Annotated in this window: 12 protein-coding genes; 6 read left to right on the top strand and 6 right to left on the bottom strand. The window is 38.7% G+C overall.

Going from position 1 to position 13,456, the window contains the following annotated elements; genetic code table 11:
• Positions 1 to 270: 270 nt before the first annotated feature.
• The 5 genes from U735_RS0110530 to U735_RS0110505 form a co-directional block, all read right to left on the bottom strand.
• Positions 271 to 1,491: a Tm-1-like ATP-binding domain-containing protein gene (locus tag U735_RS0110530; protein WP_051892064.1), complete on the bottom strand. Its 1,221-nt coding sequence runs from the start codon at positions 1,489 to 1,491 to the stop codon at positions 271 to 273.
• A gap of 419 nt (positions 1,492 to 1,910) precedes the next feature.
• Positions 1,911 to 3,308: a sulfatase family protein gene (locus U735_RS0110520; protein WP_031443780.1), complete on the bottom strand. Its 1,398-nt coding sequence runs from the start codon at positions 3,306 to 3,308 to the stop codon at positions 1,911 to 1,913.
• A gap of 130 nt (positions 3,309 to 3,438) precedes the next feature.
• Positions 3,439 to 4,953, bottom strand: a complete 1,515-nt coding sequence (locus U735_RS0110515) for a RagB/SusD family nutrient uptake outer membrane protein (protein ID WP_031443779.1) — start codon at positions 4,951 to 4,953, stop codon at positions 3,439 to 3,441.
• 11 nt (positions 4,954 to 4,964) lie between these two features.
• Positions 4,965 to 8,408 (bottom strand): TonB-dependent receptor, encoded by a 3,444-nt coding sequence (locus tag U735_RS0110510; protein ID WP_031443778.1) that lies wholly within the window; start codon positions 8,406 to 8,408, stop codon positions 4,965 to 4,967.
• Between the two features lie 145 nt (positions 8,409 to 8,553).
• Positions 8,554 to 9,726, bottom strand: a complete 1,173-nt coding sequence (locus tag U735_RS0110505) for a FecR family protein (protein ID WP_051892063.1) — start codon at positions 9,724 to 9,726, stop codon at positions 8,554 to 8,556.
• Positions 9,727 to 9,860: 134 nt separating this feature from the next.
• Here U735_RS0110505 and U735_RS0110500 point away from each other — a divergent pair, with 134 nt between their 5' ends.
• Positions 9,861 to 10,436, top strand: coding sequence for an RNA polymerase sigma factor (locus U735_RS0110500; RefSeq protein ID WP_051892060.1), 576 nt, complete (start codon positions 9,861 to 9,863; stop codon positions 10,434 to 10,436).
• Between the two features lie 32 nt (positions 10,437 to 10,468).
• Here the strand turns inward: U735_RS0110500 and U735_RS0110495 are convergent, their stop codons facing one another.
• Positions 10,469 to 10,678: a hypothetical protein gene (locus U735_RS0110495; RefSeq protein WP_146032808.1), complete on the bottom strand. Its 210-nt coding sequence runs from the start codon at positions 10,676 to 10,678 to the stop codon at positions 10,469 to 10,471.
• A 330-nt stretch (positions 10,679 to 11,008) separates the two neighbouring features.
• Between U735_RS0110495 and U735_RS0110490 the strand changes: the two genes are divergently transcribed.
• The 5 genes from U735_RS0110490 to U735_RS0110470 all read left to right on the top strand — a co-directional run bounded on the left by U735_RS0110490 (position 11,009) and on the right by U735_RS0110470 (position 13,441).
• Positions 11,009 to 11,242, top strand: a complete 234-nt coding sequence (locus tag U735_RS0110490) for a hypothetical protein (protein WP_031443774.1) — start codon at positions 11,009 to 11,011, stop codon at positions 11,240 to 11,242.
• A complete protein-coding gene (locus tag U735_RS0110485) occupies positions 11,230 to 11,541 on the top strand; it encodes a type II toxin-antitoxin system RelE/ParE family toxin (protein ID WP_031443773.1) in 312 nt (103 codons plus the stop codon). The genes U735_RS0110490 and U735_RS0110485 overlap by 13 nt, the downstream gene beginning before the upstream one ends.
• Positions 11,542 to 11,845: 304 nt before the next feature.
• The gene (locus U735_RS25745) at positions 11,846 to 12,301 is read left to right on the top strand and encodes a hypothetical protein (protein ID WP_031443772.1); all 456 of its coding nucleotides are present in this window, start codon (positions 11,846 to 11,848) and stop codon (positions 12,299 to 12,301) included.
• Positions 12,302 to 12,327: 26 nt separating this feature from the next.
• Positions 12,328 to 12,819 carry an RNA polymerase sigma factor gene (locus U735_RS0110475; protein WP_031443771.1) on the top strand — a complete coding sequence of 164 codons (492 nt, stop codon included), beginning with the start codon at positions 12,328 to 12,330 and terminating at the stop codon, positions 12,817 to 12,819.
• On the top strand, positions 12,803 to 13,441 hold the full coding sequence (locus tag U735_RS0110470; RefSeq protein WP_031443770.1) for a hypothetical protein: 639 nt from the start codon (positions 12,803 to 12,805) through the stop codon (positions 13,439 to 13,441). The genes U735_RS0110475 and U735_RS0110470 overlap by 17 nt, the downstream gene beginning before the upstream one ends.
• The last annotated feature ends 15 nt before the right edge of the window (positions 13,442 to 13,456 follow it).

The raw sequence follows: 13,456 nt of genomic DNA, 5'->3' as shown, positions 1-13,456 counted from the left end.
CTTGAGGCGTATAAGCAATGATAACCGGCTTAATGGCCTGCAATATAGTGCTCCACTATATAAAAATTAAATTTAAAAGGAATAGTTATAAATTAATTAACAAAAGGGCCCAAAAATTGCGAAACCCTTAATCTAAAATTAATTCAAGACCCTTCAAAAAATGCTGTTTTGTGATAGGGTTTGCCCAATACCATTTCTGGTTATGCAATTTTATCTCAACTCTTTTTCCAAAACTAAGAGCCTGTTTTGGACTATATATGGTAGTACTCTCTATTCCATTATTTTCAACAAACGCTCCACCAACATCTTGGCAAAAGCTTCATCGTTGATGTGCGCATCCATTTCAACGACTTCAACATGTCCCTTTGCATTTTCCTTTATGGCCCCGAACAGGGCCGAATCCGCATCGGGTCCATAAAAAATATCCCCTTCGCTATCGATCTGGGATATGCCCTTTAGCGGGATGAGGATCTCCACAGGGGCCTTGGCCCCTATCAGCTTGTCCACCAACTGTTTTCCCAGTATCCCGTTCTCCGCCACATTGGTGCGCATTAGGGTCACGTCCGGAGCCCAACTGTAGAGCTGTCTTGTTCTGTATTTCTCGGGTAGCGTGTCCATTTGAGCAAAGTTCACCATGTCCAGACATCCGGGCACCACGATCTGGGGGATCCCCATTTCCGTTGCAGCGGTAAGTCGGTCTGGTCCGGCGCTCAATATGCCCCCGCAGAGCTCATCGGCAAGTTCGGTGGTGGTAACGTCCAGCACCGCGTCGAAGACCCCTTCCCGGATCAGCGATTCCATGGTGGCCCCGCCCACCCCGGTGGCATGGAAGGCCATAACCTCGTAGCCCTTGGACTTTAACAGTTCGGTACATTTGTCGACACATTTGGTGGTGTTCCCGAACATACTGATGGCGATGCTCTTTTTGGCTTCCTCCGAGGCATCCACCTTGGTATCCGCCATGGCGGTGATCGCGGATGCCGCCTGCCGTATCAACAGCCTACTTATACTGTTGAGCCCTGCCACATCCACTACCGAGGACATGAGGGTAATGTCCTTTACCCCTATCTGTCTGGAGAGGTCCTTGGCCACTACCGTACTCAGGCAGAATTTGGGGATGCCCAAGGGCACCGCCTGCATGGCCTCCAGGATGATATAGGTACCTCCTCCCCCGCCCATGCCGATGACGCCCTTGATTTTGTCCTTTTCGGCCAGTTCCGACAGGATGGCCGCAGCACCCTTTCCCATCAGCTCCACCGCCCTGCCCCGATCATTGGACTTGCGGATAGTTTCCAGGACAGCGCCAGAAGCCGTGGCTACGGCATCCTGGTCCACATCTATGGGGAAGTCAACTGAAGTCTCCATGACCCCCGTGTTTATGGTAATCACTTGCTGGCCCAGTGCCCCAAGACTTTTTAGGAGATAGGAAAAATCTTCCCCCTTGGTGTCAAAACACCCCAGCATTACTATACTTTTATCGGCCATGGCCATAAGCTTAAATTTTTGGTTAATCGTTGAAGTGGTACACTACTTTAATTTTTTGGTTACAACCTTTAATTTATTACCACCCTTGTAGAGCAACAACAACCCCTGAGGCGCATCTTGTCTTCCATAACTGGATTAAAATCATAAAAGTTACCAACCAAGATAACATCTTTTTTTTCTTCGTTATCAAAATCCTTGTAAGTAATGCACATTACTGACCAAAAAATTGTTTAAATAGTCAAAAATGTATTGGGAGGACTTTTGGAATTTGACTTATGGCATGAGTACCAAAAAAGACTTTGATACAATTTAAAAAAGGTAAAGGTAACTGCAACGAAAAAGGAACAATGGTCTCCCAATGTTCCTTTTGCAACTAAACTAACTCAAATTATTTTATGACTAACGAATGAGGAAAATAATATTAGCTACTGCTTCATTTCTGAGCGAACCGATTTTATCCATGTAGTGTGCAACTGTAATAGTTCATTCAACTTTTTTGGATCGGACTTGGCCAAATTGTTCTTTTCACCAATGTCATTATCCAGGTTCACCAAATACAATTTATCTAAATCTATTTTCTCCCCTTTGCCAATGGGCTCCCTTACATTACCTATAAGTTTCCAAGGACCCTTACGTATTGCCCATTGGGCCATTTTGTCATCATAATTATCCAATTGCCAGTGCACCACCTCATGTACGGATTCCTTTTTGTTATCCAGAATAATGGGCATAAGACTTTTCCCATCCAAATCCGTCGCCACTTTGGAATTGGTCAATTCTGCAAGGGTAGGAAACCAATCCATCTCCATACTAAGCTGATCCCTAACTTCATTTGCGGGGATTACTCCTGGATAGCGAATAATGGCCGGTACACGGATTCCACCTTCGAACAGACTAAATTTACTTCCCCTATAGGGTCCTGCATTACCCCCTCCCCAAAAGGCCCTTTCCTCCAAGGAATGTCCATGATCGGATTGAAAAACAACTATGGTATTATCCGCTATACCCATCTCATCCAGATAATCCAGAACTTGGCCAATTTTCTCATCGGTATTGGACACAAAGGCGGCATATTCTTTTCTAGGTGTTGGAAGATCTTTGTAATGGTCCAACCACTTTGTAGTTCCTTGGTAGGGATAATGGGGTGCATTGAACGCCCAATAAATAAAAAACGGCTTGTCCTGCCTGTGGTTGATCACCTGCTTGACTTCCTCTACCATTAGATCGGAAAAATGTTGGCCATCATAATACACCTCCTGTGAATTTCTATACAAGTCGTGTTTATTCGGTCCGTCCCAATAGAAGGTGTGGGAATAATTATCGATACAACCCCGCTGATGCCCAAAGAAATAATCGAACCCCTGTCCGTTGGGCAAGTTCTGCTCCCTGTGCCCAAGATGCCATTTACCAATTAAGGCGGTGTAGTAGCCACTGGGTTTGAGCATCTCCGCCATGGTAATTTGTTCTGTTGGTAGACCGTATTCTCCGCTCCTTTCCGCGTGTTCCGGAATAGGGACATTGCCTTCCAGACCGGCCCTCAAATTGGTCTTCCCTGTCATTAGGGCGGCACGTGAGGGAGAACAAACGGGTGCTCCCGCATAGAATTGGGTGAACCTCACCCCCTCCTTGGCAAACCTGTCCATATTGGGGGTATACAGGTCGGTAGCCCCATAACTATTGAGGTCTATAGAGCCTTGATCATCGGTCATAATAACAATGACGTTGGGTTGACTTTTTACGGAAGTTTGGGAGAAAACTGGTATAGACAGGGATAAAAATAAAACCCCTGAACCAATATGACATAATTTTCTAAATACTCTCATTGGATTTTAATGAATTAATTCAATCTAATTTTTAAAAAGAATGGTTTATATGCTAATTCTTTTTTACAGTATTTCCTCTTATAAAACTAAATAGAGAAGTGATTTTCCTTGCTTACCTATTAGGTGAGATTTAATATCCGGGATTTTGTTCCAAGTTAGGGTTCAGCAAAATATCCCTATCTGGCAAAGGCCAAAGATAATCTCTTGTTGGATTAAAACTTCGTCTTTCTATCACGTTGCCATCTTTGTCCAAACCATCGGCGTTCATAACGGCTTCAGCGGTCCGCCATCTTATAATATCTTTATAATAGAGTCCTTCACCAGCAAACTCGACTCTTCTTTCCAATCGGACAACCTCTCGAAATTCTTCCTTGCTTAAGCCTGGAGTAACATCCGGCATGTCCACTGAAACACGATTTCTAACCAAATTAATAGCATCATATGCCCTATCAGAAGGTCCATTTAATTCATTCTCTGCCTCTGCTATAATTAGTAAAATTTCAGCATATCGAATAACAATTGGGTTTATTTCGGATTGGTTTGGCTGAGGAGCTGTACGAGCTACATCATCTACAAAATAGGTGTATTTCTTAAATGCATAACCTGTTAAATCTGCAAATAATTCATCCCCAGTTACCAATTGGCCATTGAAGGTTGAGCCTATTGTTATCAATGTTTGGGATAATCTTGGGTCTCTGTTGGCGCTTGGATTTGCGGGATCATATAATCCTGAATTTGTAATTGGTTCTCCATCGGTCATTAAATAAGCCTCAAACAGATCTTTGAAAACATTTCCTTGTTGGAACAACTCGTGGTAATTGTTGGTTACTTCCGGAAACTGAAATTGAATATCGAATATTACCTCATTATTTCCTTCATTTTCTAAAAGAAAAAGTCCACGATAGTCCGGAAATAGGTCATATACATTTAAATCTATAACTGCCTGTCCAGAAGAAAGTGCTTCGTCCCAGTTCTCATTATATAATGCAGTCCTGGCTTTAAAAGCCAAGGCTGCGCCCTTCGTTACCCGGCCTTTATCTGTGCTAGTATACGACGTTGGTAAATCGGCAGCTGCCGCATCCAAATCAGAATAGATTACCTCGAGTATTTCGGCCTTGGTATTACGGGGTAATTGACCTTGGTCGTTATTATTAGGAGGATCTAAAATTAAAGGTACACCACCATAGTACTCTATTAGATTATGATAATAAAATGCTCTTAAAAATCGCGCTTCGGCCTTATAACGTTTTTTTAATTCTTCGTCCATAGGTACCAAATCAATATTAGCCAAAAAAGTATTTGTTCGCCCAATGCCCTCATAGCAAATACTGTATCGAGAATTGATAAGAGGCAATGTAGGATTATTATCTCCTCTGGCAATGGAGGAAGCTCCACTACCATCGTCAATCTCAAACGAATTTGGGGTTATGTCCTCCAATTTTAACAACCAAGATCCTTCACCCCTATAAGGGCCCAACAATGGTTCGTAGCAACCGGTAAGTGCAGAAGCAGCGTTTACATCAGAGGTCCAAAAAGTCTCCACGTTACTCTGATCTGCAGGTTCCAAGTTTAATTGATCGCTGGAACAACTAGTAGATATTATTAGCCCACAAAGTATTGTGGAAATATATATGATTTTTTTCATGACAGTATAGTTTAGAATGATAGGTTGAAACCTAGAGTATAAATCTTCGTTGATGGATAATTGAAGAAATCATTGCCTAGCAACTCCGTTTCGGGATCAAAATCTTTCAAGGAAGTAAACGTAAGCAGGTTCTGAGCGTTACAAAAAATGGACAACTTGGTCATTCCTATTTTACTCAATAAATCTGGCTTAAAATCATAAGTTAATTGAATATTTTTCAACCTTAAATACGAAGCATCAAGTAGCCAATAATCACTATCTCTAAAAAGTGTATTCTGAGTATCTTGGTATCTAGTTATAATTGGAAAACTGGCATCCCTATTATCCGGAGTCCAAGAATCATTTGCCCAACCCACAGGTAAGGAGGTTCCGAACCAAAAGGGGACACCCGATACATGTTTATTATAGGTTTGTACATCCTCCACCCCTTGCCAAAACGTATTTAATGAAAGGTTTTTGTATGCCAATTTTATATTGAAAGAATATGTATATTTTGGTATGGTATTGCCTGTTGCCTTTCTATCATTTAGGTCAATGGTACCGTTATTGTCCAAATCCTTAAAACGTATATATCCTGGCTGTGTATCGGTACCCTGAAAAGCATGTGAATCAATTTCCTCCTGTGATTGGAATAAGCCATCCGCCTCATATAAGTAAAATTGATTTATAGGCTTTCCTTCTTGGGTAATATTAAAAGGACCTCTTCCGTCAGAAGAAAAATCATCAAGGATTATCTCGCCATTCAGGTTAACTACCTTATTTGTTATATAGGTAAGATTACCCGAAACATCATATCTAAAATCACCTATTACATTCCTGTATCCTAAAGATAATTCAATTCCTTTATTTTCAATGGTACCAATATTTCTAATTGGACCACCCAAGGCCCCAACTTGTGACGGAATTCCAACTGGCCTTAAAACATCCTCTGTTGTCTTATCGAAGTACTCAAGACTAGATGATAATTTTCCCTTAAAAAAAGTAGCGTCTATACCAATATTGGAAATGGTAGTAGTCTCCCATGATATTTCATCATCATTGTCAACAAGAACGGCAGTACCCGGGTTGATTGTACCGCCAAATATATAATCCTGACCTGGGGATATTAAATCCAAATAACGAAATAATCCTATGCGCTCATTACCCAATTGCCCCCATGATGTCCTAACTTTCAGTTGACCCAACCATTCTACATCTTTTAGAAAATTTTCTTCGTTCAACCTCCATCCAGCTGAAACTGATGGAAAGAACCCCCATTTATTACCCTGGGCAAACCTGGAAGATCCATCATAACGAAAATTTGCCTCAAACAAATACTTATTGGCCAACACATAATTAGCACGGCCAAAATAGGATATCAGGCTGGATTCAGTAGTAGTACCAGACACCACCGGATTGGTACTCCCGGCATTTAGTTCATATAAATTATTACTTAAATATCCCTCATTACTTGCCGTGAAAAAACTTCGGTTGAATTTCTCATAACTATTGCCCAGCAGTATGGATAAATCGGTATTGTCATTAAAGGACCTATTCCAATTTAAAGTATTAAAAATAGTCCAGTTTTGTGATTCATCGTCCCGTTGGTCCACTCCTCTTTCTTGCCCTTGAAAGGTTACATAAGGATTTCCTCCAGCTTGAATTTGTGTAGGCTCTTTTGTTTTTGCATCATAAAGTACTATTTGAGGGGTGAATATCTTTCGTCGTTGGGCATCACTTGTGAATCCCATATTAATCTTGTACTTTATATCAAAAGGTAGACTAATTTCGGCAAAAGTATTTAGAAACAATTTTAAGTTCCGTATATCACTGTCTCCCTCATCGGTTAATGCCAGCGGATTTCGAAATCTACGGTGCCCAGGAATGTCGAAAAAATTCATTCCATAATTTCCATCCTCCAATTTCGTTGGGTGATAAGATTGAGCTTTAAAGATCATTTGCATGGCTTCGGATATGCCAACAACAGGTTCATCCCTATTTTTGTAAGAAACATTAAATGTACCGCCTAGGGTTACATTTTTATTCATTACTGAGTTAATATTCAGATTCGCTGTATACCTATCGGAATCCGAACTCCTTAGTACCCCATTTTGATCCAACAGACCCAATGAAAGAGCAAAAGAAGTTTTATCACTTCCTCCAGTAAATCTCAAATTATGTTCTTGAATAAATGCCGGATCAAACATTATATCATACCAGTCATTGTTGGGATATGTAAATGGATCAGTTTGCATTCCTGCCCGGTATTCATCTATTAAACTCTGAGGAAAAACTAATGCATTTTCACTGGTACCAAAATTCAATTGTGCTTGGGAATACAATTCCATCCATTGAATAGGATCCTTTACAACTCTAGGCAAGGAAATAACCTCTTGTATACCAACTGAGGTACTATAGGATATCTCCGATTTTTGCGATCCCTTCTTGGTAGTTACCAAAACCACACCGTTGGCCGCCCGCGACCCATAAATTGCTGCTGAGGCTGCATCCTTCAAAACAGTTATACTTTCAATGTCATTTGTATTTAAATCATTAATGGAAAATTCTATTCCATTTACAAGAATCAAAGGGTTGTTGTCGTTTAATGTTCCTACACCTCTTACTCTGATCGTTGCGGCATCATTTCCTGGTTGTCCTCCAATTTGATTTATGTACACCCCTTGTACTCCTTGAAGTGCCTGACTCGCACTGGTTATTGGCCGATTCTCCAAATCTTCACTTTGAATACTCGAAACTGCACCGGTAAGGTTTAGCTTCTTCTGTGTTCCAAACCCTACTACAACCACCTCATCAAGACCAGCCGAACTTTCCTCTAAATTAATACTTAGATTTGTTTGGCTATTAACCTGAACCTCTTTGGTAGCAAAGCCTATATAGGAAACAACCAAAATCGCATTTTCATCTTCAATAGAAATTGTAAAATTCCCATCAAAATCGGCCTGGGTACCATTGGTTGTACCTTTTTCCAGTATGTTTGCACCAGGCAACGGGGTTCCATTTTCATCAGAAATATTTCCTGTAATGGTCTGTTGCGGTTTATTAATTTCAATTACACTTTGGTCTGGACCAATAGACTGTAATTGTATAGGTTTGTAATCTAACTTTTTGAGTAATATTTGCTTTTTGAATACCTCATAAGTAATATTTGTTCCTTTAAATAACTTATCTAGAATATCAAAAATCTTTTCTTTATCAGCCTTTATATCAACTTCTATTTTTACATCGATTTTCTGAGTGTCCACAAAAAACCTGAACTCGGAAATGGTCTCTATCCTGTTAAGTACCTCACTTAATTGTACATCGTTCATATCCAAGGATATCCTAGTTTTTTGGGAGTATGTGGTGGCATTGATCTGCAGCATACATACTAAAAGAAAAAAGGCAGTCAGCTTCATTTTAAGATCCCACTTTAGGGCGCACATAAGCGCACACCCGATTTTAATCAGTTTTTTCATACTTTTGTTATGGTTATTAAATGGTTACACTATTTTTTGACCAAATCTTTAAGTCGGGAAATGTTACGAGCATTTTCCGATTTTTTTTTTAAGGGTTGGTCCTTCTATTAATTTTAGGTTTTTAATTCATAGGCCATATTGATTTTTATTGTTTTTTAATAATTATTTGGTTCTCCTTGATCGTATATTCTATTCCGTAGGTTCTATCCAGGATTTCCAGTATCTCTTCTATACTTTCTTCCTCAAAATTGGCACTAAAGGTATTCTTGTCCAAAGCCGTATCGGTATTTACAATGGTTACATTGTAGCGGCGTTCCAATTGCTTACGGATTTGCTTAAAAGGCATATCCCTAAATATGAGTTTCCCTTGCACCCAAGAGGTATAAATAGAAGTATCTACCTTGTCCTTTTTAAAATTCTGCTGATCCTTACTCCATGTTCCCATTTCTCCTGGAACTAGTTGTACCTTTCTTTGTTGCTTATCCACCGACAAGGAATCGTACAACTGAACACTACCTGAAACCAATACGGTACTGGTTTCCAAATCTTCGTTATAGGCGGATACATTAAATTCCGTACCCAGTACGCGAACATTGACGGAACCCGAATTGACAATAAAAGGATGCTCTTTGTCCTCGGCCACCTTAAAAAAGGCCTCTCCCTTTAGGGAAACCTGTCTACTTTTACTTTCAGAAAAACTGGTAGGGTATCTTAAAACCGATCCTGAATTAACATATACTATAGTACCATCGGCAAGTTCCAACTCGAATTTCTTTCCGTAGGGTACATTTAACTCATTGTACTGTATTTCTTTGGGATTAGTTGTGGGCTTATACTTAATCTTATCTCCTGTTTGTACTGCAATCACATTCCCTTTAGTATCCAGAATATTGGTGCTACCCGTTTCTTTAATAATCTCAAGCTTACCGTTACCTAGTTGCAGGTTTACTTCTTCCTGGGCTACAATTATATTTTCCCTCTCATTGCTGGATTTGGATAAAAAAGATATCGCTAACCCCAATCCGACTAGTCCAATAAAAATCGCAGCATATTTCCATATCGTCCGGATTACTCCCTTCTTTTGTTCTGGAACATCAAGGGCATGTAATTTAATTTGTTCCAAAAAGTCCTTATACGCAACTTCTTTATCTACCTCTAAATATTTCCTGGACATCAAATAATCTACTTCCATGGAATCCGAAAAACACTTCTTCACCTCTTCCAGGGGATAATCTTGGATATCCTCATACATCTTGGCTTCCTCGATTTTACCATCCAAATAGTCTTGAATAAGATTTTCCAACCTATTATTTTTCATTTTTTTATTATCAATTACATAAGTATGACCCCGATTTTTCCCCAATCCCTACATTATTTTTAACTTTTTTTTATATTTCACTAAAAATTTATCACTTTTACATAGTTTCATCACCAACCAACCATAATCAAATTTTGTACAACCAAGACACTTTTTTATTAGAAAGCCTAAAGAAGGGAGATGAAAGGGCCTATAAAAAACTGTATGAACTCTACTATACAGGTCTGGTGGTTTATTGCTATAATTTAACCAAGGATCAGGATCGAGCTGAAGACATTGTACAACAAACCTTGGTGAAAATTTGGATTAAAAAGGATAGCCTCAACATTAGAACTTCACTAAAAAATTACCTATATAGAGCCGTCTATAATACCTTTCTTAAGGAATACCGGAAACTTAAAAAAGAAGAAGTTGCACTTTTAGAGCTTAAAAATAACATCTTGTTAGATTTTGTAGAAAGAGATGAATCATTATTGGAAGAAAGGATGCAACTGTTGGAATCGGCCATAGATCAACTACCAAAGAAGAACAGGGAAGTCTTTTTGCTCAGCAAGAAATCGGGCTACAAGCACAAGGAAATAGCTTCCCAATTAGATATCTCGGAAAAGGCCGTGGAAAAGCATATCAGTCGCGCTACCCAAAGCATAAAGAAATGGCTGAAGGAGAAAAAAAACAGTCTGGTGCTCATATTCTTGAATTATATGAGCTAAATTTTCTTTTTAACTTATTACTTGGATTATGTCTACTCCTTTCTAACTGGGAGTTTGGATACGGCATTTAGGGAATCTGCCTGTACCTCATTGGTTCCTACTGGAGAAATACATGCTAGAGGATTGTTTAAACAAGCACAAACTTCAGGATCCTCTTGACAAGCTTCATTGTCGCTTGCACAGGAATTACCAATAACTACTACGGAAAAAATGGAAAGAATAAATAACAACTTTGTTTTCATGTTCTCTGATTTAAAATTATATCCAATTTCAACCATAAAACTATATAAAGTACTCATTTTCAGATGCTACATATGTAACCAAGTATATAAGAAATGTAACAAATAAATTATAGGGTATTAAAAATCCAGACAGGTCTTCAATTCCAGTTTGTTTATATTTATACGTCCGCACAATCTTCCTTAATTTGCTTTTGAAAAAATAGTAAAGACCTTGACCAAGAGTACGATGGAAGAGTTAGCGAATCTCCCCCGTTCAACTGCCTTAACAGGGGCAATGTGTATTATTTGCTATATCCGATAAATTTTCAGAATTTTATTAAAAATAGCAGTATGAAAACTCTCGATAATTTAAGAAGCAGATTGATTGACCAAATTATGGTCACCAAAAACGAAAAATTACTGGCTGCAATTGAGAGTATTTTAAATTCTACCGAAATTGATAACCAACTAACCTTGGATTCTCATCACATTGAAATGCTCATGATGAGCGAAATGGACATCGAAAACGATAATCTGATTTCAGAAAGCGATCTTAGAAAAGAAGATTCTGAATGGATGGACTAACTCTATTTTGGACACAAACGGCCATAAAGCAACGAAACTATACTTTTGAATATTGGAACAAACGCAATAAAAGTAGGCTATACTCTCAGAAATTGAACCTAGCAATTAGAGGGCGAACAGAATTGTTGAAACAACTTCCAGAAATGGGGAAACCTACAAATTACAAAAATACCCGAGCCATTATTTTGGGACATTATAGCATACTTTACAAAATTCAACATCAAAAAATTATAATCACCGGGTTTTGGGACAACCGACAGGATCCTGAAAAATTACTAAAATTCTTAGCAAGAAAATAATACGTGCAGAAGAGTACCTACTATGAAGCAAAGCCTGAATTGGTCTTCAATTCCAGTTTTGTTTATATTTATACGGCCGCACAATCTTTCCTATTTGCTATAGAATAGATAAAATAGTAAAGGACTTTGAGCAAGGGTAAGACATCAGGGTAAGCGCCCCCCCTCCTACACCACACCTTCGCAGGCTTATGGCCAATATCCTAGGGAGCTATATTTCTAGTGCAACCCATATCTTTTAAAAAAAATTACCCAAAGGGTGTAATAATCTTTGATTTCAGCCACTAACCAAGAAAAGATTAAAATTATGACACTACAAAATGCACTTGACCATTTCAAAAATCTGGAATCCAAAACAACTGAAAAATCTGAAATTAAGATTTACCAAAAATTCATTCAGATATTGACCAGTTTAGAGAACTGTTATTTATCAGACGCTGAAATCCAATCTATTGAACAGCAACTAGATGGTTTTGGTTTAAATTCAAATAGCACAAAAAATAGAAAATATTTTATACGAACTTACAAGTTGTTTCAAAAATATTTGAAAGATACTTTTTCCTTGACTATTAAAGACTATTATACCAATATGGGTTTAGGATTAGGAGCTTCTTTTGGAATTATTTTTGGAATAGTGGTACTTTCAAATTTGGAGCGGTCATTGGGGATATCGTTTGGAATAGCCCTCGGAATGCTAATCGGCCTGGCAATAGGGCGTAATTTGGATTCGCAGGCCAAGGCCGCAGGTAAAATGTTATTGTAAATTAAGCAAGCCCTTAAACCAGAAGATTGAGCAACGATTTTTATACATCATCTATTTTGCCTTATGCCGCAATTATCATAAAGATATGCAGGGCATATACCAATAACCAGCAAGATTTTGAAGATTATTACCAAGAGGTGTGCTTACAAATTTGGAAAAGCAGAAATAACTTTCGTGCACAGTCCGAGTGGTCTACATGGGTATATAGACTGTCTCTGAATGTAAGTATGACCTTGTTGAGGAAACATAAAAACAATCGTCCGAGCCTGGCCTCGGATAAGCTACCCTCAGAAATATGGGATGAGCCCCGTGCTTTTAATGACGATTCCCTTAAACAGTTATATGCTGCAATTAGGCAATTGTCCGAGGTTGACAGGGGGGTAATTTTGCTCTATCTCGAGGAAAAATCCTATCAGGAGATTGCCGATATCATTGGCACCAACCCAAATAACATTGGGGTCCGTATAAAAAGAATTAAAGAACGACTAAAAAAAATATTGGATGGAAAAATCAATTGAAACTATGTGGAAAGAAGGTTTCCTAAATAGTAATGCCTTAATTGCTCCCAAGATAAACGACATTTACAACCAGAAGTCGATTCATATCATCGATAAATTCCAAAAAATGTTCCTGTTCAATATATGGGGAATTATAATTGGCTCCTCACTTCTGTTTATAGCGTCATATTTCGCAGGAGCCGTGCTAGCAGGCAGTATTGTTTTAATAATGATGTTCTGGGTTGCCTACACCGCCTACCAGGAATTAAAATCTTTGGAAAAAATTGACAAAGGGCAAAGTAGTTATACTTTTTTAAAAGCCTTTAAGGATTGGATATCCAAATCTATTGATAGGTATGGAAAAATGTATAGCGCTGTATATCCTGTATTAATTCTTGTTTTCTATTTCGGAATTTGGTTTTCCGATATGTTTGCACACAAGCGGGAAATAGTTGCTGGGAGCTCAAATGATCTGGTATTAGGACTTCATATCCCAACCACGATTATCGTAATAATTATGGCTGTATTGATGAGCATTTTTAGTAAGGCAATTCATAGAAAGGATGTAAAAACGATTTATGGAGGAATATTAAAAAAGCTCGACTTGGCCCTTGCAGAAATGGAAGAATTAAGGGGTGAATAAACCTTATTCCTATCA

It is taken from the genome of Arenibacter algicola, from assembly GCF_000733925.1.
In the GTDB taxonomy this organism is placed as follows: Bacteria; Bacteroidota; Bacteroidia; order Flavobacteriales; family Flavobacteriaceae; genus Arenibacter; species Arenibacter algicola.
This window is presented reverse-complemented; position numbering and strand designations above follow the sequence as displayed.

Bases quoted from the DNA above. Each gene is read 5' to 3' on its own strand.
- U735_RS0110530 (WP_051892064.1), bottom strand. From the start codon at position 1,491: ATGGCCATGGCCGATAAAAGTATAGTAATGCTGGGGTGTTTTGACACC.
- U735_RS0110520 (WP_031443780.1), bottom strand. From the start codon at position 3,308: ATGAGAGTATTTAGAAAATTATGTCATATTGGTTCAGGGGTTTTATTT.
- U735_RS0110515 (WP_031443779.1), bottom strand. From the start codon at position 4,953: ATGAAAAAAATCATATATATTTCCACAATACTTTGTGGGCTAATAATA.
- U735_RS0110510 (WP_031443778.1), bottom strand. From the start codon at position 8,408: ATGAAAAAACTGATTAAAATCGGGTGTGCGCTTATGTGCGCCCTAAAG.
- U735_RS0110505 (WP_051892063.1), bottom strand. From the start codon at position 9,726: ATGAAAAATAATAGGTTGGAAAATCTTATTCAAGACTATTTGGATGGT.
- U735_RS0110495 (WP_146032808.1), bottom strand. From the start codon at position 10,678: ATGAAAACAAAGTTGTTATTTATTCTTTCCATTTTTTCCGTAGTAGTT.
- U735_RS0110490 (WP_031443774.1), top strand. From the start codon at position 11,009: ATGAAAACTCTCGATAATTTAAGAAGCAGATTGATTGACCAAATTATG.
- U735_RS0110485 (WP_031443773.1), top strand. From the start codon at position 11,230: ATGGATGGACTAACTCTATTTTGGACACAAACGGCCATAAAGCAACGA.
- U735_RS25745 (WP_031443772.1), top strand. From the start codon at position 11,846: ATGACACTACAAAATGCACTTGACCATTTCAAAAATCTGGAATCCAAA.
- U735_RS0110470 (WP_031443770.1), top strand. From the start codon at position 12,803: ATGGAAAAATCAATTGAAACTATGTGGAAAGAAGGTTTCCTAAATAGT.